We start from the raw sequence: 23,658 nt of genomic DNA, 5'->3' as shown, positions 1-23,658 counted from the left end.
GGTCCCCTCCCCCCACGGCTTTGCGCTCATCCGACTGCTCTTGACGACCCCGTCCGGCTTTCGTCCAAGGAGTGTGCGATGCGTCATGGTGCCCTCACCGCCGGCCTCCTGGCCGCCGGCCTCGTCCTCGCCGGCTGCGGCTCCGCGCCCACCACGACGGGGGCGGGCGGCCCCGCACCCGAGGGGGCCGACCCCTACGCCGACTACGCCGCGCTGACCGGCAGCCGGCGCACCGGGAAGCTGCTCGCCGACGCCCGCTCCGAAGGCGGGGTGCTGGACCTCTACACCTCCAACACCGACATCCAGGACCTCGTCGACGGCTTCGAGAAGGCCTACCCCGCCATCAAGGTCCGGGCGTTCCGCGCCAACTCCGAGACCGTCCTGCAGCGGGCGCTCCAGGAGAACCAGGCGGGCAAGCCGCAGAACGACGTCGTGGACACCAACGACCTGGAGCTGCGCGCCCTGGACTCCCAGCACCTGCTCACCCCCTACGACGGCCCGGCCGACGAGGGCCTGAGGGACGCCGCCAAGGAGTTCGGCGGCTGGACCGCCGAGCGCTTCAACGCCTTCGTCGTCGGCTGGAACACCGACCAGGTCCCGGCCGGCCAGGAGCCGAAGGACTTCGCCGACCTCGCCGACCCCCGGTGGAAGGACAGGCTCTCCGTCGAGATCGGCGACTGGGACTGGTACGCGTCGATGCACACCTACCTCACCGACGAGAAGGGCATGAGCCCCTCCGCCGTGGACGACCTCTTCCGGCGCATCGCCGCCAACGTCAAGGTCACCAAGGGCCACACCGTGCAGGGTGAACTGCTCAGCGCGGGCCAGTTCTCCGTGGCCCTGTCCGTCTACTCCCACACGGTCGACAAGGCCGCGGCGAAGGGCGCGCCCGTCACGTACGAGCCGGTCGTCGAACCGGTGATCCTGCGACCCAACGGCGTGGGGCTGATGGCCCACCCGCGCCACCCCGCCGCGGCGCTGCTGTGGACCGACTGGGTGCTCAGCGAGGGCCAGAAGGTCATCGCCGGGTCCCTGCGCATCCCGGCCGCGAAGACCGTCGAGGGCTTCAAGGACCCGATCCCGCCCGGCACCACCACGTACAGCCTCTCCAAGACCGCCGAGACCGACAGCAAGAAGTGGAACGACGCCTACGACGCGCTGCTGCGCGGCGTCCCCGCGACCGGCTGACCGGCTGACCGGCTGCCCGCACACCCACACCCCCTCTCGCACCCTCGATACAGGAGAGCTCCACATGAGGACCCGCAACTCGACTCTCGCCGTGGCCGGACTGCTGGTCGCGGCCGTCACCACAGGGTGCGGCGGCGCCGTCCCGGGCGCTTCCAACAGCCAGGCCGAGTCCGTCTACTCCCAGATCGCCGGGCTGCCCAAGGAGCAGCAGGTCGCCAAGGCCAGGGAACTCGCGGGGAAGGAAGGGAGAGTGCTCTCCCTCTACACCTCGATGACGGCCGACATCGCCACCCCCATAGGCAAGGCCTTCGAGAAGAAGTACGGCATCCACGTCAGCGTCTTCCGCGGCAACTCCGAGACGGTGCTGCAGCGCACGCTCCAGGAGGAAAAGGCCGACCGGCCGGGCGCCGACGCCGTCGAGACCAACTTCCTCGAGATGAGCGCGCTCGCCGACAACGGCTACCTCGTCAAGTTCAACGGCTCCGCCCTCGACAAGGTCGAGAAGGCCGGAGCGTTCGACCTGTGGACGGCCAGCCGGCTCAACGTCTTCCAGCCCGCGTGGAACACCGAGCTGATCAAGCCCGCCGACGAACCGCAGAGCTGGGAGGACCTGGCCCTGCCCAAGTACAAGGGCAAGATCACCCTGGAGCTCAGCGACAGCGACTGGTTCGAGAACGTCACCAAGTACTGGCTGGCGCACGGCAAGACCCAGGCCGAGGTCGACACGCTCTGGAAGCAGATCGCGGCCAACTCCAAGGTCGCCAAGGGCCACACCACGATGATGCAGTTCCTCACCGCCGGCCAGACCCCGATGGAGGCGATGAACTACACCTACATCACCTACCGGGCCACCCAGGAGGGCGCCCCCGTCACCTACCTCCCGCAGGGCGGGGTCTCGAAGATCCCCGCGTTCGCCCGGCCCAACGGCGTCGGCATGATCAAGGGCGCCCAGCACCCCGCCGCCGCCTGGCTGTTCTACCACTGGCTGCTCACCGACGGGCAGAAGGAGCTGGTCAAACTGGGGCTGACCCCCTCCACCAAGGTGCCCGGCGACAAGAGCCTCGACGGCCTCACCCTCGTCCCGTTCGACGTCGAGGGACTGAGCAAGGACGACGGCAGCTGGGACAAGAAGTACGACGCGCTGCTGCGCGGCGCCGCCACGGTGGGGAACTGACCGCCGATGACCCTCGTACCCGCACCCGCCGCGCCCCGGGACGACGACCGGGCCCCCGGGACGGACACCGTCACCGAGCCGGCCGGCACCGCCGGACCGGGCCGCCTCGCCCGGCTGCTGAGGCGTCCGCTGTCCCTGCAGGGCCTGCTGGTCGGCGCGGCCGTCGTGATCGTCGGCTACCTCGCCGTCGTCCCGCTCGGCTACCTGGTCCACGACACCTTCCTGAGCGCCGACGGCGCCGGGGTGTCCGTCTCGGCCTTCTCCCGTGCCTACGGGGGCAACTCGCAGGCCGGCTCGATGATGCTGAACTCGCTGTGGTTCGCCTTCGGTTCGGCCGCGCTCGCCCTCGTGCTCGGCACCGTGCTCGCCTACGTCCAGGTGCGCACCGACACCCCGTTCAAGGGGCTGTTCTTCGCCGCCTCGCTGGTGCCGCTCATCGTGCCCGGCATCCTCTACGCCACCTCCTGGATCTTCCTCGGCGACCCGTCCAGCGGTGTACTCAACTCCCTGGTGTTCAAGCCCCTGTTCGGCACCACGCCGATCAACATCTTCAGCGTGTGGGGCATGATCTGGGTGCAGGGGCTGCACCTCGCCCCCGTCGCGTTCCTGCTGATGGTGGCCGCCTTCCGGGCCATGGACCCCTCGCTGGAGGAGTCGGCCGCCATGTCGGGGGCCGGCCGGCTCACCGTGCTGCGGCGCGTCACCGTCCCCCTGCTGCGGCCGGCGATGATCTCGGCGGCGTTGCTGATGTTCGTGCAGTCGCTGGAGAGCTTCGAGGTGCCCGGCCTGCTCGGACTGCAGAACGGCATCTACGTCTTCACCAGCCGGATCTACTTCGTGCTGCGCTCCTACCCCGCCGACTACGGTGCCGCCGGGGCCTACGCGATCGGACTGCTGGTCATCGCCGCGGCGGGGGTGCTGGTCTCCGGATGGCTGCAGCGCTCCTCGCGCAGCTTCCAGACCGTCACCGGCAAGGCGTTCCGGCCCCGCCCGGTGGAACTGGGGCGCGCCCGGCCGTTCGTGGGCGCCGCCGTGATCGGCTACTTCCTGCTCACGGTCGTCCTGCCGGTCGCCGTCCTGGTCTACGCGAGCCTGCTCAAGTACTACACCGCCCCCTCCCGGAAGACGTTCGGCTCGATGACGCTGGACAACTATCGCGAGGTCGCCGACATGCCGCTGGCGTTCACGGCGCTGAAGAACTCGCTCATCGTCGGCGTGGGCGCGGCGACCGTGGTCATGGTGCTCACCGCGATCGTCTCCTGGGTCGTGCTGCGCACCAAGGCGCCGGGCCGGCGGCTGCTGGACCTGCTCGCCTTCACGCCCATCGTCATCCCCGGCCTGGTCCTGGGCCTCGCGCTGTCCTTCGTCTACCTGCGGATGCCCCTGCCGGTCTACGGCACGCTGCTCATCCTGCTGGTGTCGTACTGCACGCGTTACCTGCCCTACGGCATGCGCTACGCGTCGTCGGCGATGGCCCAGATGTCGCCGGAACTGGAGGAGTCCGCGGCGGTGTCCGGGGCCTCGTGGTTCCAGACCTTCCGGCGGGTGCTGCTGCCGCTCATGAGCAGCGGCATCCTCGCCGGCTGGGTCTACATCCTGGTGGTCTCCTTCCGGGAGCTGTCCAGCACGATCCTGCTGTACAGCCCGGGCAAGGAAGTGCTGTCGGTGCTGATCTGGGAGCAGTTCGAGAACGGCCAGTTCACCACGCTCGCCGCGCTCGGCGTCTGCATGGTGGTGCTCCTCGTCCTGCTCGTCTCCATTGCCTACCGTCTCGGCGCCCGCTTCGGGCTGCAGGGCGACTCCGCGAACTAGCGATAGGAATCACAGGGATGCTGACGGTCGAATCCCTCAAGAAGAGCTACGAGGAAACCGGGGGACGCGCCTCCCGCCGCAAGGCCGCCGAGGGCACGCGGGTCTACGCGGTCGGCGGGGTCGACTTCGAGGTCCACGACGGCGAGCTGTTCACGCTGCTCGGCCCCTCCGGGTGCGGCAAGACGACGACGCTGCGCTCGGTCGCGGGCCTGGAGCGGCCGACCGAGGGCCGGGTCACCCTCGGCGGCCGGGTGCTGTTCGACGCGCGGCAGGGCGTCAACCTGCGCGCCAACCGCCGCGGCTTCGGCATGGTCTTCCAGTCGTACGCCATCTGGCCGCACATGACGGTCTTCAAGAACGTCTCGTTCCCGCTGGAGGTCATGCCGCGCGCGAAGCGCCCGGGACGGCAGGAGATCGAGGAGCGGGTGCAGCAGGTCCTCGAGGTCATCGAACTGGGTGCGTACGCCGGGCGGCCGGCCACCAAGCTCTCCGGCGGCCAGCAGCAGCGCCTGGCCCTGGCCCGCGCCCTGGTGACCCGGCCCGAGCTGATGCTGCTGGACGAACCGCTGTCCAACCTGGACGCCAAGCTCCGCGAGTCCATGCGCTTCGAGCTGAAGCGGCTGCAGCGCGAGCTGAACCTCACCGCGATCTACGTGACCCACGACCAGTCCGAGGCGCTGGTGATGTCGAACCGGATCGCGGTGATGAACGAGGGCCGCATCGAACAGATCGGCAAGCCCCGCGAGATCTACACCAAGCCGGCCACCCGCTTCGTCGCCGAGTTCATCGGCACGTCCAACTTCATCGAGGCGAAGGTGGTGGGCGTGGACGGCGACGAGGTCGTGGTCGACACCGCGCCGGGCCGGCTGGTCGCCCGGAAGGTGGAGCGGGTCCCCTCGGTGGGCGACACGGTGCTGATCTCGATCCGCCCGGAGTGCGTCGACCTGTCCCCCGACCGGCGCGGCGACGTCCCCAACGAGCTGTCAGGACGGGTGCTGACCCGCGCGTTCATGGGGGACGTCGTCGACCACATCGTGGGGGTGGGGGACCTGGAGATCCGCAACCGCTCCAACCCCAACCTGTCGATCCCGCCGGGCACCGAGGTCCACTTCTCCGTCGCCCCGGACAAGGTCACCCTGGTCCCGGTCGACTGACCGATGGCGATACCCGAGGTACTGCGCAACCGCGACTTCGACCTCTACTGGGGCGGCGTCGTCCTCTCCCAGATCGGGACGAGGGGCGCCGTCGCCGCCAACCTCTACCAGGTGTACGAGCTCACCGGGTCCACCGCGCAGGTGGGCCTGGTGGGTCTCGCACAGGCCGTGGCGCTGCTGGTGCTCTCCCCCGTCGGCGGGATCTACGCCGACCGCCTGGACCGGCGCCGGCTGCTCCAGGCGACGCAGGCGCTGGCGCTGCTGGTCTCGGCGGGCCTGGCGGCGCTCACCCTGACCGGCGCCGCGACCGTGGGGACGGTCGTCGTGTCGTCGCTGCTCGCCACGGCCGCGGCGACCTTCGACCAGCCGGCGCGGCAGGCGCTCATCCCCGCGATGGTGCCACGCGACCGCCTGGTCGACGCCTTCGCCCTGCTCAACCCCTCGCGTGAACTGGCGATCCTGGTCGGGCCGGCCTTCGCCGGCGTGCTGATCGCGCTGGGCGGACCGGGGGCGGTGTACGTCTTCGACGCCGTGACGTACGCCGTGCTCGTCGTCGTCCTCGCCCTGCTGCGGGTGCCGCCGCTCGCGGTCGACGGCAAGCGGCTGCCCCTGCTGGAGAGCCTGTGGGAGGGCGTGGGCCACGTCTCGGGGCGACCGGTGGTCTGGCAGTTGATGGGGCTGGACCTGGCGGCCACCGTCTTCGGCGCGTACCGGGTGCTGCTGCCCGCCTTCGCCGCGGACGTCCTGCACGTCGGCGCCGCCGGGTACGGGCTGCTGTCGGCCGCCCCCTCGGCGGGCGCCCTGATCGGGTCGGCCTGGGTGTTCCGGCTGGTGCGCACGGCCCGCTCGGGGCGCATCGTGCTGTGGGGCACGGCCGCGTACGGGCTGGCCGTCGTGGGCCTCGCCCAGGCACGGGTGTTCCCCGTGGCGCTGCTGGCGGCGGTCGCGCTCGGCGCAGCGGACGCGGTGGCGACCACGGTCCGCCACGCCGCGGTGCAGTTGGAGACCCCGGACGAGCTGCGCGGCCGGGTCTCGGCGATCTACCAGATGTGCTCCCGGGGCGGACCCGCGCTCGGCGACACGGCGATGGGCGCCTTCGCCGGCGCCGTCGGGCCGGTGGCCGCGCTCACCGTGGGCGGACTCCTGCCCGCCCTCGCTTCCGGGCTCAGCGCGGCACGCAGCCGTACCGTCCGCGAGTACAGCGTGGCCGGGGCCACCGGCTGACCCGCTCCCCCGTTCCCTTCCCTGCGCCCACGTACACGCGCACGCGCACGCGCACGTCGGCGCTTCGTCCGCCCACTCCAGTCGGGAGGCACGTTGAGTACCCGTACCACCACCGGGGTCACCCACTACCACGTCCAGAAACGCCGTCGGGCCGAGTTCATCGAGCGATGGCGGGACAACCACCGCACCGTCGTCGCCCTCGAGGACGTCACGATGCACCCCACCGCACGGGGCAGCCGGGTCGGTGTCTACACCGGCGCCGACGGCGACCGCCCGACCCGCACCATGGACGCCCTCGCCCACGAGTTCGAGCCGGGGACGACGACCACCGTGCACCGGCACTCCTGGGACGCCATGGTGTTCGTCGTGGCCGGGCACGGCTGGACCGAGATCGACGGCGAGCGCGTCGACTGGGGCCCCGGCGACTCCCTCCACCTGCCCGCCTGGTCCTGGCACCGCAGCGGCAACGACGGCGGCACGACGGCGCGTTACCTGACCTTCTCCGGCGAACCGCTGCTGGAGACGATGGGCATGGCCGTCATCGAGGACGCGGGGCACACCCCCGTCGCCGAACTGCCGCCGCGCCCGCCCTACTCCCCCGGCCACGACGGCGCCGACCCGTACGCCGCCCGCCTGCGCCGGCTCGCCCGCGACCAGCAGGCCCGCCGCTCCGGGCGGCTGCACACCGCCTGGGACGAGCTGGAGCTGCGCAACACCCCGCGCGGCACCCGCACCACCTTCCTCCTGGACCGGGCCATCGGCTACCAGGCGTCCGGCATCACGATGGCGATGTTCGAGATCGGCCCGGGCCGCGCCCAGTCGATGCACCGCCACCCGGGCGAGGCGTGGCTGTACGTCGTGGAGGGCAGCGGCGAGAGCTACCTGGGCACCGAACCCGAGGGCGGGGAGCGGCACCCGTGGAAGAAGGGCGACATCATCGTGGTCGACCACTTCCTGTGGCACCAGCACGTCAACACCGATCCGGAGCGGACGGCGAAGGTCGTACGGATCCACATGTTCGACAGCCTGCTGGAGACGATGCGCGCGCTGTGCGATCCGCTGGTCCTCTTCGAGGAGCCGCCGGAACACATCCGCGACGCGCAGGCCGGCGACCCCTCGACGGTCGAGTGGCCGGCCCTCGAACGCCCCACCTGGCCGTGAGAGGGGAGCGCTCGCGGTGACCACCGCACTGCCGCACGGCGTAGCCGGGATCCACGCCCTGCCCGCCGACCACCACGACGGGCCGTGGGACTCCGTGATCACCGACCCGCGGGTCAAGGAGCGGCTGCTCGCGACCGCCGTCCTCGTGCTCCGGCACGGGCGGCGGCTCGCGGGCTCCCCCGTGGCCCCGCACGGGCTCGTGGTGGTCGCCGGGCCTCCGGGCACGGGCAAGACGACGCTCGCGCAGGGCGTCGCCCAGGCCGCGGCCCGGACGCTCGCGCCGCACGGATCGACCACCCTGGTGGAGGTCGATCCGCACGCCTTCCCCAGCGAACTGCTCGGCGAGAGCCAGCGGGCGGTGTCCCGGCTCTTCCAGGACACCCTGCCCGAGCTGGCGGCCCGCCGGCCGCACACCGTGGTGCTCGTCGACGAGGTCGAGGCCCTCGCGGTGCGCCGGCACGCCGCGTCCTTCGACACCAATCCGGTGGACGTGCACCGCGCCACCGACGCCGTCCTCAGCGGCCTGGACGCGCTGCGGGCCCGGCGTCCCGGGACGCTGCTGGTGGTGACGACCAACTTCGCCGAGGCGGTGGACGACGCCTTCCTGTCGCGGGCCGACCTCGTCGTGCGCACCGCGCTGCCGGATGCGTCGGTGGTGCCGCTCATCGTGGCCGACTCGCTGCGCGCACTGGCCGCGCAGTGGCCCGAGTTGCGGCCGCTGGCCGAGGACCCGGCGGTGCACGCGCGGGTGGGCAAGCTGCTGACGGGCCTGGACGGGCGGCGGATCCGCAAGACCGTGCACGGCGCGCTCGCGCTGCGCCTGGAGACGGCGCGTGACCCCGCCTCGCTGCGCGTCGAGGACCTGCTCGCCGCCGCGGAGGAGGCGGCCGCCGGGGCGGCGGCGGAGGCGGGACCGGCGCGGCGCCCCTGAGCCGGGGCCCCGGGCGGTCCGGGGTTCAGCAGGCGTCACCGGGGGTTGCCCGGGCTCTGCCCGGCGTTCACCCGGGCGGAGGAGCGTGCCGGAGTCCGTGCATGCACCACCCGTTCGGGAGCGCCGCCGTGTGCCAGCCTGGGTCCTGTGAACACCTTCACGAAGCGTCCCCGACCCCGACCCCGGACGGGACGGGCGCCGGGGCGTCCGGCCTGGGCCGCCGGGCCCTGCTGATGGCGAGCGGGATCGTGGGCGCGGCGGGCGCCCTGACGCTCGCGCCCGTGACCTTCGCCGAGGCGGCCGAGGCCGGTACGCCCGAGGGCGGCGAGGTCACCAAGGTGATCACCGGTCACCTCGGCACCGGAGTGGCCGACTTCGTGTACCTGCCGGTCGAGGTCCCGCGCGGCGTCGACCAGATCTCGGTCTCGTACACCTACGACAAGCCGTCGGTGCCGGCCGGCACGCCGGGCAACTCCTGCGACATCGGCGTCTTCGACGAGCGCGGCGCCGCGCTGGGCGGCCGGGGCTTCCGCGGCTGGTCGGGCGGGGCGCGCACGTCGTTCGTCGTCAACAGCGACAGCACCACGCCCGGTTACCTGCCGGGTCCGGTGAACCACGGCACGTGGCACATCGTGCTGGGCCCGTACCAGGTCGCGCCGCAGGGCATGGCGTACTCGGTGAGCGTGACCGTGCGGTACGGCGCACCGGGGCCGCCCTTCGTGCCGTGCTGTCCCGCCGAGCGTGCCAAGGGCCGCGGCCGTGCCTGGTACCGGGGCGACGCGCACCTGCACACCGTGCACTCCGACGGGAAGCGGCTGCCGTCGGAGGTGGCGGCCGGGGCACGGCAGGCGGGCCTGGACTTCATCGTCTCCACCGACCACAACACCTCCTCGGCGCACGGCGTGTGGGGCGAGTACGCCGGACCCGACCTGCTGATCGTCACCGGCGAGGAGGTCACCACCCGCAACGGCCACTGGCTGGCGCTGGGCCTGGAGCCGGGCACGTGGATCGACTGGCGCTACCGGGCCCGCGACGACGCGTTCCCCCGCTTCGCCCGTCAGGTCCACCGCCAGGGCGGACTCGTCGTCCCGGCCCACCCGTACTGCCCGTACGCGGCCTGCCAGTGGAAGTTCGGCTACGAGGACGCCGACGCGGTCGAGGTGTGGAACGGCCCCTGGACGTACGACGACGAGTCGGCGGTCGACACCTGGGACGCCATGCTCGGCACCGCGATGCGCACCGGGAACGACTGGCTGCCGGCCGTCGGCAACAGCGACGCCCACAGCGTCCCGCAGGTCATCGGCCTGCCGCAGACCGTGGTGTACGCCGAGGACCTCAACCGCAGGGCCGTGCTGACCGGCATCCGCGAGGGCCGGACGTACGTCGCCGAGTCCTCCTCGGTGACCCTCGCCTTCACCGCCACCGGCGGCGGCCGGCAGGCCGGCATCGCGCAGACGCTGCGGCTCCGCGCGGACGCGCCGGTCGACGTGCGCCTGGAGGTCTCCGGCGTCCCGAACGGCACCGTCCGGTTCGTCACCGACGAGGGCCAGATGCACCAGGAGTCGCTGGACGCGAGCGGGTCGGGCACGGTCGTCTGGCGCACCACCGCCTCGCTCGCCGCGTACGTGCGGGCCGAGGTGCGTCACCCCAAGGCCGACGGCACGCCCGGCAAGGGCAACACGATGGCCCCCGACCTGCAGTGGGGTGCCATGGCCGCGCTGACCAACCCCATCATCCTGCGCCTGAAGGACTGACGTACCGCACCGGCCCCGCACCGCCTGGTGCGCGGTGCGGGGCCGACGTGCGTGGTGAGCGGCCGTCAGTCCCGCCGCACCGCGGTGTGGCCGGGGGTGTACCCGGGTGCGTCCTCGAGGAAGTGGACCGTGTCGTAGCCGAGGTGCTTGAACACCCGGTTCTGCGCCGACAGCAGCCGCAGCGGCGTGCCGTCGTGCGCGAAGAGCTGGCAGACGTGGTTCTGCGGCACGTACAGGGTGTCGCCCTTGGTGATCTCGTGCCGGGTGGGTTCGAGGGCGACGCGGGCGTAGTACTTCTCGGCGATCTCGGCCTCGACCTCCCACTGGAGGGCGTAGCCGCCGCCGTCGAGGACGTAGAGGACCTCGTCGGCCATCTTCCAGTACCTGCCGGAGCGGCCGCCCTCGGGGATGTCGAGCTCGAAGGCGTCGACGGAGAAGATGCGGGCGTCGGTGCGCTCGGGCGAGGACATCACCCGGACCCTTCCGAGCGGGGTGTCCTCCCAGACGGTGTCCGCGAGGCCGATGACCTTCTTGCGGTCCGCGACGCCCGGGGTCCAGATCCGGGACCAGTCCTCGCGGGGGCCGAACTCGGCCTCGCGCTCGACCGGACCGCTGCGGCCCTGCTGCAGCAGGCCCATGAACATCCAGGTGCTCTTGGCCTTCACGACGAGGGCGGTGGCGGTCTCGTCGTAGGGGTTGAAGTGGCGGTGGACGGAGTCGGTGTGGACGAAGACCAGGTCGTCCTTGGTCCAGTCGTACCGCTGGTCGTCGTGGATCTCGTAGCCGCGGCCCTGGAGGATGTAGAAGGCGGCCTCGTTCTGGTGGCCGTGCCCGTGGTTGCTGGACCGGGGGGGGAGTTCGACGAAGTGCACCTGGATCGTCTGGGTCAGGAACTCCTCGTCGCCGGGACCGACCCGCCACCAGGTGCGGGACTGGTCGCTGTCGCCGGAGTGGCCCACCTTCGCGTCGTCGACGACGACGGAGTCGTCGCGGACCCGCTTGACGGCGAGCTGTTGCCGGCGGAACTCGCCGAGTCCGTACGTCTGCGAGGTCAGACCGCGGACGAAGACTCGTCCCTTCTTGCCCATGGATCCTCCTGTGATGACAGCGCTCCAATGGCCTAACCATAATACCTGTGAGCCAAGCCAGACCAGTGCCCCGGCGGATCCGGCCCAGGACCCCGGACACACGAAAGCGCCCCGGACCCTCCCTCAGGTCCGGGGCGCTCCCCCGCCGGTGCGGCCCGTCCGGGCCGCGCGGCGGTCAGCCGTCGCCGTCCTCCTTCACGCGGGACGCCGTCCGCTCCAGGTGGGTGCGCATGATCCGGCCCGCCGCCTCCAGGTCGCGCGCGGCGACCGCCTCGACGAACTCGCGGTGCTCCTTGGAGCCCCGCCTGCCCATGGCCGGCTCGACGGACTGCGCCTCGCGCAGGCTCATCAGCAACGGCCCGTGGAAGGACTGCACGAGCATCTCGATCGCCGGGTTGTGCGTAGCCGCCGCGACCCGGATGTGGAAGGCCGCGGAGAGCTCCATGGAGTACTCGCCCCGCTTGAGGGCCTCGGCGTGCTGGTCGCACATCGCGCGCAGTTCGGCGATGTCCTCGTCCGTGGCGCGCTCGACGATCAGCGGGACGATCCCCAGTTCGAAGACCAGCCGCGCCTCGGTGACCTGGGCGGCGGTCAGCGGCGAGAGGCTCAGCAGATCGGCGAGGCCCTCGCTCACCCGGCGCGAGGTCGGCGCGGTCACGAAGGTGCCGCCGCGGGCGCCGACGCGGATCTCGACGAGCCCGCTCGCCTCCAGGATGCGCAGTGCCTCGCGCACGGTCACGCGGCTGACACCGAAGTGCACGCACAGTTCGCGTTCGCTGGGCAGCCGGTCGCCGGGCTTGAGCCGTTCCTCCTTCAGCAGGAGGCGGATCTGCTCGACGATCACCTGGGAGACGCGGCTGGAGGAGACGGTCTTGAACAGGTCGTCGGGCACGGGGATCGGCCTGGCGGACGTCCCCTCGGCGGTCACGGCGTCCGGAGACTGGCTGGGTCGCGATGGCATGAGCGCATTCTCCCACGGTGAACGGCCTTGTTGACGGCTTCCCGACTAACGGATTAACGTCATACCAAAATACCAATGAACCGAGGGGGACGCCCATGACCTGGACGGACGATGAGTGAGCGGCCGGCGTCCTCCTTCGACGCGCTGCGCGAACGGGTGGCCGAGGCGTGCCGCGTCCTGGCCGTGACCGGCCTGGTGGAGCACATCCTCGGCCACGTGAGCGCCCGCACCGGGCCGGAGACCTTCCTCGTGCGCGGACGCGGCCCGCAGGAGCGCGGACTCGCGTTCACCGTCGTCGAGGACGTCCAGGAGGTCGGCCTCGACGGCACCGGCAAGGTCCCCGACGGCTGGACGGCGCCCAGCGAACTGCCCATCCACAGCGAGGTGATGCGGGCCCGCCCCGAGGTCACCGCCGTCGTCCACGCCCATCCGCCCGCGGTCGTCGCCGCGTCTGTCGCCGGGCTCCCCTGGCTCCCGGTCGTCGGCTCCTACGACATCCCCGCCGCACGGCTCGCCCATGACGGCATCCCCGTCTGGCCCCGCTCGGCGCTGGTGCGCCGCCGTGACCTCGCCGAGCAGATGACCGGCGCCCTCGGGGACCGTCCGGTCGTGGTCCTGCGGGGGCACGGACTGGTCTCCGTCGGCACCGGCGATCCCGCCCATGCCGTCGCGGCCGCCGTCACGCAGGCCCTGGCCGTGGACGCGCTGGCGAGGACGAGCCTGGCCGTCGCCGCCACCGGCGCCCCGCTGCGGGCGATCCCCGACGAGGACCTGGCCGAACTGCCCGACCTCGGGCCGTCGTTCAACGTCTCGGCCATGTGGCGCCATCTGGCGGCACGCGCCGCCCACGAAGGACCCCCGGTGCCCCTGCGGCCCTGACGACCGGAGGATCATGCTCGTCCTCGACAACCAGGTGACCGCCGCCGTGCTGACCATGCCCGACGTCGTCCGCGCGCTGGAGGACTCCTACCGGGACCTGGCCACCGGCGACGGCGTGTGCCGGCCCCGGATCGACCTCCGCCTGCCGGTGGACGACCGCCGGGTCTACCAGTGGGGCACGATGGAGGGCGGTTCCGCCCGCACCGGCTACGTCGCCATCCGCATGAAGTCCGACGTGCTGCTGGAGACCGGCACCGGCGACCGCCGCACCCAGGAGAAGTACTGCGTGCGCCCGGGGCGCTTCTGCGGTCTGGTGCTGCTCCTCGACGCGCGCACCGGCGAGCCGCTCGCCCTGCTCAACGACGGCCTCCTGCAGCACCTCCGGGTGGGCGCCGACTCGGCCGTCGGCGCCCGTTTCGCCGCCCGCGCGGACGCCCGCGTCCTGGGCCTGTTCGGCTCGGGCGGCATGGCGCGCAGCCACGTCGAGGCCTTCCTCACCGTGCGCCCCCTGGAGCGCGTCCAGGTGTACAGCCCGACCCGGGCCCACCGCGAGCGCTTCGCCGCCGAGATGCGCGAGCGGTACGGCCTGGACGTCGTCGCCGTCGACGGCCCCGGGGCGGTGTACGAGGGCGCGGACATCGTCGCCGGCTGCACCGACGCGGTCGGGGAGGTCGTCCACGGCCGCGCACTGCGCCCCGGCACCCACGTCACCTGCATCGGCGGCCGCCTCGACGCACGGGCCCGCGAACGCTTCGACGTCTGGCTGCGGCTCGGCACCGCCACCGTCCCCGACGACCTCCCCGCCTGGGCCACCGAGGAGGAGTACGTGGCCTACCGGGCCCGCCCCGGCGCCCCGGTCTGGGAACTCCACTCCCACGGGAAGGGCTCCCGCCGGCCGCCGCGCGGTCCCCGCGTGGTGCTCCTCGACGACGTCCTCACGGGCCGGGCCCACGCCCGGGACGACGACGCGCAGGTGACGTTCTCCGAGCGCGGCAACATCCAGGGCGCGCAGTTCCACGCCGTCGCGTCCGTCGTCTACGAACGCGCCCGCGAACGCGGGCTCGGCCACGAGATACCCACCGCCTGGCTGCTGCAGGACATCCGTGACTGAGGTCTCCGCGGAGGACGGTACGGCAGGGCCTGGTCTCGCGCCGTGGCGATCTCCTACGAGTGGCGGGGCGACTTCGACAACGCGGCCCTCAACGCCCTCCATTCGGAGGGTTCCGGCGATCGGAGCCCGGATGTCGACTGGCTGTCCCGCGTCCACCGCCACAGCCTCGGATGGGTCTGCGCACGGCACGACGGCGACCTCGTCGGCTTCGTGAACGTCGCCTGGGACGGCGGCCTCCACGCGTTCATCCTGGACACGGTGGTCGCGGCACACTCCCGCCGCTCGGGGATCGGCGCCGGACTGGTGGCCGAGGCGGCCCGGCAGGCCCGTGCGGCCGCGTGCGCATGGCTGCACGTCGACTTCGAGGACGACCTGCGGTCGTTCTACCTCGACGCCTGCGGGTTCAGGCCCACAGCGGCAGGCCTGGTCGCCCTCTGAGGTGATCCGGCCCCGGGCACGCCGCCAAGCGGTCAGTAGCCGGGGAAGAGCGCGCGCAGGTCGTCCAGGGTGACGCCGTCGCGCGCGGTCACGGCGTCCCGGGGGCGGTTGCGGCCGTAGACGAGGCGGAGCACGGCCTCGGACGGTCCGGACACCGCGCCCGAGGGTTCGGCCCCCTCACAGGGGAGGATGTGCAGCTCGGAGCCGAGGGCCAGGCACAGGGTGCGCGCGGGGTCGGTGAGTTCCACCGCGATCTGGCGCGGGCCGAGCCGGGTGAGGGTGTCCCCGTCACGGCTGCGCGAGGCGACCATGTCGACCCGGTCCCACAGCAGCGCCACCTCGGGGGCCGGGATGGCGGCGGCCTCGTCCAGACCCACCTCCACGTCCCAGGTGTGCACGGACTGCTCGGACAGCCAGTAGCCGGTGAAGTCCGTGAAGCCGACCGGGCCGGTGAAGTACGGCACCGTCACCGACGCGCGCACCCCGGCGTCGAGGGAGTCCAGCAGCCGCAGCAAGTCGGATTCCGCCTCCTGCCACGCGTCGCGCTGCGCGACCGGCCTCAAGGGGATCCACCGCTCGTACACGTCGGTGATGTCCTCCCGGGAGGGCCTGGTGGGGTCCCCGGTGAGAGCGCGGTGCACGGCCGCGGTGCACAACTCGGCCCCCGTGCCCAGGTGGACCAGCACCTGCGCGATGCTCCAGCCTTCGGCGAACGAGGGCCGGAGCAGTTCCTCGCCGGTGAGGCCGCCGACCGTGGCGCCCAGGCGCCGCGAGACCGTGTGCATCGCCGCCAGTCGGACGTCGCCGGTGTCCATGGACTTCCTCCTCACGAGCTCGCTCCGTAGGGCCGGGAGGTCCTGCGCCCCCTTCTCCCCAGGCAACCTCGCGCGTCCCCCGATCCCAAGCGGGTGCCCATGCGCGCCCCCGAAGGACGCCATAAGCAGCGCTTCTGCCGGTTCGTGGCAGGGGCGCGGACGGCATGGTGCGATGGGCTCATGGACATGCGGGAGCTGCGCGCGTACGTCGCGGTGGTCGAGGAGGGGGCGCTGTCGGCGGCGGCACGCCGGCTGCACCTGAGCCAGCCGGCCCTGTCCCAGACGATCGGCGGACTGGAACGGCACCTCGGGGTGAAGCTGCTCGTGCGCAGCAGCACCGGGGTACGGCCGACGGACGCGGGGGCGACCCTCCTGGGGGAGGCGCGGGCCGTGATCGCCCGGCACGACCAGGCGGTGCGGGCGATGGCCCGGCACACGGGCGTGGGCGGCGGGGTGCTCCGGATCGGCATCCCGCTCGAACTGCCGACGGGACTGCTCGTCGCCCCGCTCGCGGAACTGGCCGAGGAGTTCCCGGAGACCCTGGTGCAGGCCCGGCACCTGTCCACGGCGGAGCAGCTCGCCGCGCTGCAGGCCGGGGAGCTGGACGTGGCGCTGCTGCGGGAGCGGCCCGCCGGGCCCGGGTTCGACGCCCAGCTCGTCGTCCGCGAGCGGCTGGGCGTCCTGCTCGCCGCCGAACAGGTCACGGAGCTGGCCGGCCCGGACGGCATCGCGCTGGAGGCCCTCGCGGGCCTGCCGTGGGTGGGCTTCCCGCGTTCCGGCAGCCCCGCCTGGTACGACGAGCTGACGGCGATCCTGCGCAGTCACGGTCTCGACCTGGGCCCCGACGCCCCCGAGGGGCAGAAGCTGATCGCCGAGGTGAAGCTCGCCGCCGTCAGCGCGGGCCACGCCTTCGCGCTGGCGCCGCCGGACTGGGCGCAGCCGATCCCCGAGAACGTCGCCTGGTCGCCCCTGGTGGGCCATCCGCTGATCCGGCGGACGTGGGCGGTGTGGCCGGCCACCTCCCGGCGGCGCGACCTGGGACGGCTGATCGCCGCGTTCGAGCAGCCCGCGGGGGCCTGAGGGCCGCGCGCGGGGGCACGGCCCTCAGGGGTGCGGCGACGCCGCCGACGGAGGTCAGACCGCCGTGCGCCCGCCGTCCACGGGCAGCACCACGCCGTGCACGAAGCTCGCCGCGTCACTGGCCAGATAGGCGATGGCCTCGGCGATCTCCTCCGGTGCGGCGGGCCGCCCGGCCGGCGCCTGGGAGGCGAGCGCCGCGAGGTCCTCCCCCATCCCGGAGGTGCCCTCGGTCCGGGTCGGCCCCGGCTCCACCGCGTTCACCCGGACCCCGCGCGGTCCGTACTCGGCCGCCCACGACTTGGTGAGCAGGTTCAGGGCCGCCTTGCTGGACCCGTACAGCGCCATGCCCGCGGCGCCGTAGTCGGCGACCATGGTGCTGACGTTGACGATCGCGCCGCGGCCGCGCCCGGCCATCGCGGGCGCGAGCTCGGCGACCAGGTAGAACGGCGCCTTGACGTTGAGGGCGTAGACGGTGTCGACGTCGCTCTCCGGTGTCCGCTCGGTCGGCCCGAACGGGTAGACGCCCGCGTTGTTCACCAGGATGTCGACCCTGCCCCCGCCGAGCGCCACCGCCTCGCGGGCGAGCGCCCGGGCCGAGCGGGCGTCCCCCAGGTCGCCCGCGACGAAGTCGGCCTTCCCGCCGCGCCCCCTGATCGCGGCGACCACTGCCTCACCCCGTCCGCCGTCGCGGCCGGAGACCAGTACGTGCGCGCCCCGCCCGGCGAGCGTCACCGCGGTCGCGGCGCCGATCCCGCTGGTCGCCCCGGTCACGAGGGCGACGTCGCCGCCCAGGTGTGCTGAAGTCATGTTCCAACCCTGTTCTCTTCCGAGCGCACTGTGCGCCGTGCCGAATTCCGGATGATCACGTCGCGCATCGAGGCACGTCGTGACCGCCTGGAAGAGCACGGGGAGGACACCGGCGATTCCGTAGCGCCCATCGGCGGATGCTATGACCGGCATCATCGCCGCCTACTGCGCTGATTCCGCCGCCGGGCGCCGAGTTGGCCTGCGGCACGGCGTCACCACCCCACGTCGACGGAGGCCTTCAACGGCGTGCCGGTGGCGGGCGTCCGTTCCGGCGTGTGGCGCGCGGGAGCCCCGCCCGCCCAGGGTTCACAAGGTGGCGTCGAGATCCTCGGCGTAGTAGGCGACGGCCTGCCGGTAGCGTGCGATGTCCGGGTCGGAGCTGCTGTCCGCCAGCAGCGTCAGCAGGAGCCGCATGGCCTCGCGGTGTCCGCCGGTGTTGTACAGGGCCATCGCCAGGAAGGTCCGCAGCGCGCCGTCGTGAGGGAAGTCGATGAGGGCCACGCGCAGCAGGCGGACGGCCTCGTCGTACCGCCCGAGGATCCGGTAGGTGCTGCCCAGGCCCAGCAGCGCGCCGCGCCGGTCGTCCTCCGACAGCCCCGTGCCGCGCAGGGCCTGCTCGTAGAAAGGCACCGCCTCCGCCTCCAGGCCCAGTACGTCGTGCGCCCACGCCGCCTGGTAGGCCACCTCCGCGTCCCCCGGGAACCGCTCCGCGAGGGCGACCAGCCGCTCCCTCGCCGCCTCCGCCTCCCCGCGCTCGCGCAGCCCCACCGCGGCCGCCAGCAGTTCGTCCCGCCCGTGATCGTTCTCGTTCATGCGCACATCCTGGCAGCCCCGCGCCGCGGCGATGCACGACCCCGGCACCCGCGACTATCCGAAGGAATACGCCCGTTGTCGACCGGTTGCTTCGCTTCGGACGCCAAGTCGCGGAAAGCCCGGCTCCGGTTCGCCTGGAATGGTTTGATACCTCGCAAGACGCCGACGGGGGGCCGGAAACCCGGCACAGGCGGGCGGCTCGGCGCGCATGGTCCGCGCTCCCGGTGGGGCGGAGGGTCCCGGAACTCACCTTCCACGAAGGGCGCAGTTCCGACGCTCCGCGCACGTGACCCGCGCGCGGCCCCGTCCCAACAGGGGGGATTCCCATGACCAAGCACGTCCGTATCGGCGTGGCCGCGTTCGCCGCGGCCTGTGCGACCGCCGTCCTCATACCGGTCCAGGCACACGCCGCCGAGTACAGCTCCGCCCTCAAGATCCGCGGGGCGCAGTACGACGCGCCCGGACGGGACTCCAACAACTGCTCCTCCGGCAACACCCGCGCGGAATACCTGACGATCAGGAACTACTCGGCCTCGGCGACGGTCAACCTCAAGGGCTACGTCGTCAAGGACGCCACGGGCAACCGCTTCGCCTTCACCGCGAACCACTACCTCCAGCCCGGCGACTACGTGAAACTCCGCGGCGGCCACGGCACGGACTCCGACAAGAACAACGTGGCCTACCGCGCCAATTGCAACTTCATGTGGAACAACGACGGCGACACGATCTACCTCTACAAGCCCTCGGGCAGCCGCTCCGACGTCCACGCGTACACCAAGCGCGGCTCCGACGCGGACGGCGACGGCTACATCCGCTTCCACAGCTGAGGCACGGCCACCCCGCCCCGGCTCACGCGGCCGCGGCGCCCGGTATGGGCACGGGGCGGGGGTGGTGGAGCCGCAGGCCGTCGACCCGGCCCGCGGCGTCGTGGGTCATCAGCCAGGCGACGGCGGGCGGGCAGTGCCCGGGGTTGTCCGGCGGGTTGACGATGTCCATCTCCCAGACGGTCAGCGAGCGCCCGGCGACGGCGTGCACGAGACGCTGGCGGACCCCGGCGGTCAGGTCGGAGTCCATGCCGCGGATCAGCAGGCCCCTGCCCCCCACCCGCTCCCTCCCGCTGAACAGGCCGACCTCGGGTGACCAGCGTTCCCGCAGGAAGCCGGCGAAGTGGCCGCGTTCGGCCGCGGCCAGGGTCTCGTGGGCCTCGGTCCTGCTGGCCCTGGTGCGCCGGACGCTGTCGTCGTGGGCGCCGTCCGCGGTGTCGGCGAGTGCCTGGGCGAGCTTGGCCCGGGCCTGGCTGAGCCGGCTGCGGACGGTGCCGACGGGAAGCCCGCAGGCCGAGGCGATCTGCTCGTACGAGCTGACGCCAGTGGTGAAGTGGCGCAGTACGAGCGGCAGCCGCAGCGTCGGGGAGAGCTGCTCGATGGCCTCCCAGATCCAGTCCCGCAGCGCGGCGGACTCCAGCCACCGCTCGGGGCCGGAGTCCGCCGCGCGCAGGACGAGGTCGTCGACCGGGCTGGTGGGGACCGTGCCGCGCAGCAGGGAGCGGGCGTTGTTGCGGACGATCATCCGCAGCCACGGCCCCACCGCGGCGGGATCGCGGACGTCGCCCACGCGGCGCAGCGCCGTCAGCGAGGCGTCCTGCAGCACGTCGTCCACGTCGGGCCCCGGGCCCAGGACGCTCAGGGCGACGGCGCGCATGCCGGCCCGGTGACGCTCCAGGAGCAGACCGAGCGCCGTGACGTCACCCGCCTGCGCGGCCCGGGTGAGCGCCACGTCCTCGGCACGGGCTGCCACGGATTCGTCCAGGCCCATCGCGTCCCTTCCGGCGTTCGTCCCTCTCCAGCGGATGCTACGGCGTCACCGCGGCCACCCGGAAACGCCGACGCACGGGAGGCCTCAGGGGCCCGCCGGGTGCAGCACGGCCGCACGGCGGCACACGACGGACCACGTGGCCTGTGCGGGAGCGGCGCCCTGCGGCAGCCGGCGGGTCCCGGAGAGGAAGGTCACCGTGCGCCGGCCCTCCAGGTGGCACCAGACGGACATCTCCGACAGGCCCCCGGCCACGGGCTGCTCGTAGAAGTACCACCGGGTGGTGACGTGCCGGTCGGCGCCGAGGAAGGGCTGCTGGAGGAAGCGCTGGGCGCCCGGGGGCAGGTTGCCGAGGAAGTCCCGGGCCTCCCGGGTGAGCTCGGGTTCGGCGCCCTGGGCGCCCTCGGCGTCGGCTGCCGCGGGGGAGTGCGTGGGCGCCGCCCGTCCTGAGAGCAGCGAGGCGGCGGCCCCCAGACCTGCGGCGCGTGCCGTGGGAGTCGCCGGGCCGCTCCAGAAGGGCCGGGTGACGAAGGAGTCCGGGTCGAGCCGGAGGGTGCGCACCGAGGAACCCGGGCCGTCGGCGGGTTCTGCCACGCCGAGGCCGTCGGTGCCGAGCACCACGGCCTGGACCCCGCCGCCGGCCGCCGCGTGCGCCCACCACTCAAGGACGGTGCCCGTGCCGTGCGTCATGCGCGCGCGGACGTATTCGGGCAGCAGGGCCCAGTAGTGGTGCCGGTCGGGACCCGGGGAGACGCTGAGATCACCGGGCCGGTGCAGCCGTCCCCGCGGCGCTCCGGCCGCCCCGCCCGGACCGCGTGAGAGCGGTCCGCCCGGCCCTCGCGTCATCCCGTCCATCGGTCTCCCTCCCCCAACCGGCCGACGTTCCAGCCTAGTCGGCCTCGCGGACCTCCTCCACGTACCGCAGCAGGGCCCGCATCCGGTCCGGGGGCCACGGCAGGTTCCGCGCGAGTTCCTCCCCGCGCTCGTCCCACAGCTTCCGCGCGGCGGCCCTGGTCGCCTCGCCGTCCTCCCCCGCGGCGTGGAAGCCGCTCCCCACGGCGTCCCAGCGGCCGACCAGGGCCCTGACCTCCGGGTCGTCGGCGGGGGTGCCCGCCTCGATGTGCGACAGCAGCGCCTCCACGAGCCCGGTCCACTCGGTCCTCGCGGTCTCGACGCCCTCCGGGCCGATCTCGGCCCGTCGCGCGGCCAGTTGCTCCCGCTGCCCGGCGGTGAAGTGGGTCTCGAACACGGACATCAACTCCAAGGTCGTCATGAACTGTTCGGGATCGGGCATCGACGTCTCCTCGATCCGCCCGAGGAGCCCGCGGAGCTGCGCGGTGAGCTGCCGGATCCGCCCGGCGTGCGCCTCCAGCGCGGACAGCTGGGCGGTCAGCAGGTCGCGCATCGACCCCAGGTCCTCCCCGCTGTCCGCGAGGACGCGCTGGATCTCGTCCAGCGGCAGCCCGAGCGCGCGCAGTGCCCGCACCCGGTAGAGCCGGCGCACGTCCCGCTCGGTGTAGCGGCGGTGTCCGGCGGCGGTGCGTGCACTCGCCCCGAGCAGGCCGATCTCGTCGTAGTGGCGCAGCGTGCGGATGGTCGTGCCGGTGGCGCGGGCCACCTCGCCGATGCTCCACAGACGCCGGTCGTCGTCGTTCCCGATCACGCCGATAACGCTATGACCTCCCGTTACGGCCGGTTCAAGCCCGCCGCGCGGGCTCTGGCAGGATGAGGCGGTGTTCGACGTCGCCGGCGAGCAGTTCGAGGTCAACCACTCCGGTCGACTGGTTCGATCAGGAACGGGCCCGGCCGTCAGGGGCGTTCGGGTTTCTCCGCGAGGAACGTGGCGACGGCGCGCTTCGCGCCCGCGCCGGGCTCCTGCACCAGGCGCGCCGTGACGGTGAGACCGGCCTCCTCGAGCAGAGCGGCGATCCGCGGGGCGGGCAGCATGTGGAGCCCGTACGAGACCGGGTGGCCGCCGTACGCGTGCTCCGGGCGCAGGTGCTCGTCCTCGCCCACCCAGCCGGCGAGCATCAGGTGGCCACCGGGTGCCAGGACGCGGCGGAACTCGGCGAAGACGACGGGCAGCAGTTCGGGCGGCGTGTGGTGGGTGGAGTAGTAGGCGAGGACGCCGCCCAGTTCGCCGTCGCCGATGTCGAGCGCGGTCATGGACCCCACGGTGAAGCGCAGGTGCGGGTGGGCCCGCCGGGCCAGCTCGACCATGCGCGGCGACAGGTCGACCCCGTACGCGGGCACCCCCAGCCCGGCGAGGTGCGCCGTCACGTAACCGGGGCCACACCCCAGGTCCGCCAGCGGGCCCCGGCCGGCCGTGCGGACGGTCTCGGCGAAGGCGGCCAGCATGGCGCGGGAGAGCGGGTCGAGTCCGTCCGGGGTGCTGACCCGTACGGCGTAGTCGGCGGCGACGGTGTCGTACGACTCCCGGACCGCGGCGAGGTAGGCGTCTTCGGGCACCGGGCGAGCCTACCCACGGCGGGGATCAGCACAGCACCCGGAGTGCTCCCGGGCGGATCCGCGCGGTGACCGGGAGGGCGGCCTCCACCTCGCCGTCCGCGCCGTACGGGACCGCGCGGTCGGCCTCGATGCGGATCTCCTTGCCGCGCACGATCTCGACCTCGGGGCGCTCCACGTGCGCACCGGTCTTGAGCTCGTTCATCAGCGTGAAGAAGAGCCGGCGCGGTGCGTCGTGGATCATGACGACGTCGAGCAGCCCGTCGTCGACCCGGGCACCGGGCGCGATGGCCCGGCCGGAGCCGTAGTAGCCGGAGTTGGCGGCCACGACGGTGTAGCCGCGGCGTTCGTGGACGACGCCGTCGACGGTGACGCGGTAGGCGGCGGCGCGCCAGCCGGCGACCGCGCGCAGCCCGCCGGCGTAGTAGGAGGCCGGGCCGCGCAGCAGCCGGGCGGTGTTGGCGTGGTGGTTGGCGACCGCGTCGACGCCTGCGTAGACGCTGCCGAGGACGACGGTCCGGTCGTGGACCGCCGACTCGACCTCGATGGTGTCGACGGCGCGCGGCTCGTCGCGGAGCAGGATCCGGGCGAGTTCGGCGGGCCCGGAGGGCAGGCCGAGGGCGCGTGCGAAGTCGTTGCCCCGGCCTGCGGGGACGAGGCCGAGGACGGTGCCGGTCCCGCTGAGGGCGCCGCCGATGCCGCCCACGATGCCGTCGCCGCCGACGGCGAGGACGACGCGGCCGCACTCGCCGGCCCGGCGCGCCAGGTCCTGGGCGTGCCGGAGGCTGTCGCTGTACACGGTCTCCAGCTCCGCGCCCGCCTCCCGCAGCAGCTTCGCCAGTGGGAGGAGGGCTGCCGCCCCGGTGGAGCCCCCGGCGGTGGGGTTGACGACGGCCGTGAACTGTCGCATGGGTGTGCCTCCGGGGACGGCGGATCGGCGGATCGGCGGGACGGCGGATCGGCGGGACGGCGGGACAGCGGGGCGGGGTC

23 protein-coding genes are annotated in these 23,658 nt (G+C 73.1%); 13 read left to right on the top strand and 10 right to left on the bottom strand.

Annotation, left to right across the window (positions count from 1 at the left end; all coding sequences use genetic code 11):
• Window positions 1–78 precede the first annotated feature (78 nt).
• The 8 genes from PV350_RS29540 (at window position 79) to PV350_RS29505 (ending at window position 10,398) form a co-directional block, all read left to right on the top strand.
• The gene (locus PV350_RS29540; protein WP_500336955.1) at window positions 79–1,188 is read left to right on the top strand and encodes an ABC transporter substrate-binding protein; all 1,110 of its coding nucleotides are present in this window, start codon (window positions 79–81) and stop codon (window positions 1,186–1,188) included.
• Between the two features lie 64 nt (window positions 1,189–1,252).
• Window positions 1,253–2,362 (top strand): ABC transporter substrate-binding protein, encoded by a 1,110-nt coding sequence (locus PV350_RS29535; RefSeq protein WP_500336953.1) that lies wholly within the window; start codon window positions 1,253–1,255, stop codon window positions 2,360–2,362.
• A gap of 6 nt (window positions 2,363–2,368) precedes the next feature.
• Window positions 2,369–4,174, top strand: a complete 1,806-nt coding sequence (locus PV350_RS29530) for an ABC transporter permease (protein ID WP_500336951.1) — start codon at window positions 2,369–2,371, stop codon at window positions 4,172–4,174.
• 17 nt (window positions 4,175–4,191) lie between these two features.
• Entirely contained in the window at window positions 4,192–5,328 is a 1,137-nt protein-coding gene (locus tag PV350_RS29525; protein WP_500336950.1) for an ABC transporter ATP-binding protein, read from the top strand.
• 3 nt (window positions 5,329–5,331) lie between these two features.
• Complete coding sequence (locus tag PV350_RS29520; protein WP_500336949.1) at window positions 5,332–6,552, top strand: MFS transporter; 1,221 nt, start codon at window positions 5,332–5,334, stop codon at window positions 6,550–6,552.
• A gap of 93 nt (window positions 6,553–6,645) precedes the next feature.
• Entirely contained in the window at window positions 6,646–7,713 is a 1,068-nt protein-coding gene (locus PV350_RS29515; protein ID WP_500336947.1) for a cupin domain-containing protein, read from the top strand.
• 16 nt (window positions 7,714–7,729) lie between these two features.
• A complete protein-coding gene (locus tag PV350_RS29510; protein WP_499509345.1) occupies window positions 7,730–8,644 on the top strand; it encodes an AAA family ATPase in 915 nt (304 codons plus the stop codon).
• 233 nt (window positions 8,645–8,877) lie between these two features.
• On the top strand, window positions 8,878–10,398 hold the full coding sequence (locus PV350_RS29505) for a CehA/McbA family metallohydrolase (RefSeq protein WP_499509346.1): 1,521 nt from the start codon (window positions 8,878–8,880) through the stop codon (window positions 10,396–10,398).
• 65 nt (window positions 10,399–10,463) lie between these two features.
• Here PV350_RS29505 and PV350_RS29500 read toward each other — a convergent pair whose 3' ends face one another.
• Both PV350_RS29500 and PV350_RS29495 read right to left on the bottom strand, forming a co-directional pair.
• Window positions 10,464–11,486 carry a cupin domain-containing protein gene (locus PV350_RS29500; protein ID WP_500336945.1) on the bottom strand — a complete coding sequence of 341 codons (1,023 nt, stop codon included), beginning with the start codon at window positions 11,484–11,486 and terminating at the stop codon, window positions 10,464–10,466.
• Window positions 11,487–11,661: 175 nt separating this feature from the next.
• Window positions 11,662–12,447, bottom strand: a complete 786-nt coding sequence (locus PV350_RS29495) for a FadR/GntR family transcriptional regulator (protein ID WP_499509348.1) — start codon at window positions 12,445–12,447, stop codon at window positions 11,662–11,664.
• Window positions 12,448–12,558: 111 nt separating this feature from the next.
• Here PV350_RS29495 and phtC point away from each other — a divergent pair, with 111 nt between their 5' ends.
• Genes phtC through PV350_RS29480 form a run of 3 tightly spaced genes read left to right on the top strand, consistent with a single transcriptional unit; the run spans window position 12,559 to window position 14,875 of the window.
• Complete coding sequence (gene phtC, locus PV350_RS29490) at window positions 12,559–13,326, top strand: 3,4-dihydroxyphthalate decarboxylase (RefSeq protein WP_500336944.1); 768 nt, start codon at window positions 12,559–12,561, stop codon at window positions 13,324–13,326.
• Between the two features lie 13 nt (window positions 13,327–13,339).
• Window positions 13,340–14,437 carry a hypothetical protein gene (locus tag PV350_RS29485; RefSeq protein ID WP_499509350.1) on the top strand — a complete coding sequence of 366 codons (1,098 nt, stop codon included), beginning with the start codon at window positions 13,340–13,342 and terminating at the stop codon, window positions 14,435–14,437.
• A gap of 42 nt (window positions 14,438–14,479) precedes the next feature.
• The gene (locus PV350_RS29480) at window positions 14,480–14,875 is read left to right on the top strand and encodes a GNAT family N-acetyltransferase (protein ID WP_500336942.1); all 396 of its coding nucleotides are present in this window, start codon (window positions 14,480–14,482) and stop codon (window positions 14,873–14,875) included.
• A 32-nt stretch (window positions 14,876–14,907) separates the two neighbouring features.
• Here PV350_RS29480 and PV350_RS29475 read toward each other — a convergent pair whose 3' ends face one another.
• Window positions 14,908–15,690 (bottom strand): maleylpyruvate isomerase N-terminal domain-containing protein, encoded by a 783-nt coding sequence (locus PV350_RS29475; RefSeq protein WP_500336940.1) that lies wholly within the window; start codon window positions 15,688–15,690, stop codon window positions 14,908–14,910.
• A gap of 180 nt (window positions 15,691–15,870) precedes the next feature.
• Between PV350_RS29475 and PV350_RS29470 the strand changes: the two genes are divergently transcribed.
• On the top strand, window positions 15,871–16,770 hold the full coding sequence (locus tag PV350_RS29470) for a LysR family transcriptional regulator (RefSeq protein WP_499509353.1): 900 nt from the start codon (window positions 15,871–15,873) through the stop codon (window positions 16,768–16,770).
• Between the two features lie 54 nt (window positions 16,771–16,824).
• Here PV350_RS29470 and PV350_RS29465 read toward each other — a convergent pair whose 3' ends face one another.
• Together PV350_RS29465 and PV350_RS29460 are read right to left on the bottom strand one after the other, a co-directional pair.
• Window positions 16,825–17,577, bottom strand: coding sequence for an SDR family NAD(P)-dependent oxidoreductase (locus PV350_RS29465; protein WP_499509354.1), 753 nt, complete (start codon window positions 17,575–17,577; stop codon window positions 16,825–16,827).
• 306 nt (window positions 17,578–17,883) lie between these two features.
• Entirely contained in the window at window positions 17,884–18,390 is a 507-nt protein-coding gene (locus PV350_RS29460; RefSeq protein WP_499509355.1) for a tetratricopeptide repeat protein, read from the bottom strand.
• A gap of 326 nt (window positions 18,391–18,716) precedes the next feature.
• Between PV350_RS29460 and PV350_RS29455 the strand changes: the two genes are divergently transcribed.
• A complete protein-coding gene (locus tag PV350_RS29455) occupies window positions 18,717–19,217 on the top strand; it encodes a lamin tail domain-containing protein (protein ID WP_499509356.1) in 501 nt (166 codons plus the stop codon).
• A gap of 22 nt (window positions 19,218–19,239) precedes the next feature.
• Here the strand turns inward: PV350_RS29455 and PV350_RS29450 are convergent, their stop codons facing one another.
• The 5 genes from PV350_RS29450 to PV350_RS29430 all read right to left on the bottom strand — a co-directional run bounded on the left by PV350_RS29450 (window position 19,240) and on the right by PV350_RS29430 (window position 23,578).
• The gene (locus PV350_RS29450) at window positions 19,240–20,205 is read right to left on the bottom strand and encodes an RNA polymerase sigma factor (protein ID WP_499509357.1); all 966 of its coding nucleotides are present in this window, start codon (window positions 20,203–20,205) and stop codon (window positions 19,240–19,242) included.
• Window positions 20,206–20,289: 84 nt separating this feature from the next.
• Window positions 20,290–21,057 (bottom strand): hypothetical protein, encoded by a 768-nt coding sequence (locus tag PV350_RS29445; RefSeq protein WP_500336936.1) that lies wholly within the window; start codon window positions 21,055–21,057, stop codon window positions 20,290–20,292.
• Window positions 21,058–21,091: 34 nt separating this feature from the next.
• Window positions 21,092–21,865, bottom strand: coding sequence for a MerR family transcriptional regulator (locus PV350_RS29440; protein WP_500336934.1), 774 nt, complete (start codon window positions 21,863–21,865; stop codon window positions 21,092–21,094).
• Window positions 21,866–22,011: 146 nt separating this feature from the next.
• Window positions 22,012–22,671: a class I SAM-dependent methyltransferase gene (locus tag PV350_RS29435; RefSeq protein WP_500336932.1), complete on the bottom strand. Its 660-nt coding sequence runs from the start codon at window positions 22,669–22,671 to the stop codon at window positions 22,012–22,014.
• Between the two features lie 25 nt (window positions 22,672–22,696).
• Window positions 22,697–23,578 (bottom strand): diacylglycerol kinase family protein, encoded by an 882-nt coding sequence (locus PV350_RS29430; RefSeq protein WP_500336930.1) that lies wholly within the window; start codon window positions 23,576–23,578, stop codon window positions 22,697–22,699.
• Between the last annotated feature and the right edge of the window lie 80 nt (window positions 23,579–23,658).

Origin of the sequence: Streptomyces sp. PA03-6a, from assembly GCF_033792765.1 — a bacterium.
Classification (GTDB): Bacteria; Actinomycetota; Actinomycetes; order Streptomycetales; family Streptomycetaceae; genus Actinacidiphila.
This window is presented reverse-complemented; position numbering and strand designations above follow the sequence as displayed.

What these genes read in the sequence shown, in the direction of transcription:
- PV350_RS29485 (WP_499509350.1), top strand. Translation starts at nt 13,340, where the DNA reads ATGCTCGTCCTCGACAACCAGGTGACCGCCGCCGTGCTGACCATGCCC.
- PV350_RS29455 (WP_499509356.1), top strand. Translation starts at nt 18,717, where the DNA reads ATGACCAAGCACGTCCGTATCGGCGTGGCCGCGTTCGCCGCGGCCTGT.
- PV350_RS29525 (WP_500336950.1), top strand. Translation starts at nt 4,192, where the DNA reads ATGCTGACGGTCGAATCCCTCAAGAAGAGCTACGAGGAAACCGGGGGA.
- PV350_RS29505 (WP_499509346.1), top strand. Translation starts at nt 8,878, where the DNA reads ATGGCGAGCGGGATCGTGGGCGCGGCGGGCGCCCTGACGCTCGCGCCC.
- PV350_RS29445 (WP_500336936.1), bottom strand. Translation starts at nt 21,057, where the DNA reads ATGGACGGGATGACGCGAGGGCCGGGCGGACCGCTCTCACGCGGTCCG.
- PV350_RS29495 (WP_499509348.1), bottom strand. Translation starts at nt 12,447, where the DNA reads ATGCCATCGCGACCCAGCCAGTCTCCGGACGCCGTGACCGCCGAGGGG.
- PV350_RS29540 (WP_500336955.1), top strand. Translation starts at nt 79, where the DNA reads ATGCGTCATGGTGCCCTCACCGCCGGCCTCCTGGCCGCCGGCCTCGTC.
- PV350_RS29465 (WP_499509354.1), bottom strand. Translation starts at nt 17,577, where the DNA reads ATGACTTCAGCACACCTGGGCGGCGACGTCGCCCTCGTGACCGGGGCG.
- PV350_RS29460 (WP_499509355.1), bottom strand. Translation starts at nt 18,390, where the DNA reads ATGAACGAGAACGATCACGGGCGGGACGAACTGCTGGCGGCCGCGGTG.
- PV350_RS29430 (WP_500336930.1), bottom strand. Translation starts at nt 23,578, where the DNA reads ATGCGACAGTTCACGGCCGTCGTCAACCCCACCGCCGGGGGCTCCACC.
- PV350_RS29500 (WP_500336945.1), bottom strand. Translation starts at nt 11,486, where the DNA reads ATGGGCAAGAAGGGACGAGTCTTCGTCCGCGGTCTGACCTCGCAGACG.
- PV350_RS29450 (WP_499509357.1), bottom strand. Translation starts at nt 20,205, where the DNA reads ATGGGCCTGGACGAATCCGTGGCAGCCCGTGCCGAGGACGTGGCGCTC.
- phtC (WP_500336944.1), top strand. Translation starts at nt 12,559, where the DNA reads ATGAGTGAGCGGCCGGCGTCCTCCTTCGACGCGCTGCGCGAACGGGTG.
- PV350_RS29475 (WP_500336940.1), bottom strand. Translation starts at nt 15,690, where the DNA reads ATGGACACCGGCGACGTCCGACTGGCGGCGATGCACACGGTCTCGCGG.
- PV350_RS29520 (WP_500336949.1), top strand. Translation starts at nt 5,332, where the DNA reads ATGGCGATACCCGAGGTACTGCGCAACCGCGACTTCGACCTCTACTGG.
- PV350_RS29535 (WP_500336953.1), top strand. Translation starts at nt 1,253, where the DNA reads ATGAGGACCCGCAACTCGACTCTCGCCGTGGCCGGACTGCTGGTCGCG.
- PV350_RS29470 (WP_499509353.1), top strand. Translation starts at nt 15,871, where the DNA reads ATGGACATGCGGGAGCTGCGCGCGTACGTCGCGGTGGTCGAGGAGGGG.
- PV350_RS29530 (WP_500336951.1), top strand. Translation starts at nt 2,369, where the DNA reads ATGACCCTCGTACCCGCACCCGCCGCGCCCCGGGACGACGACCGGGCC.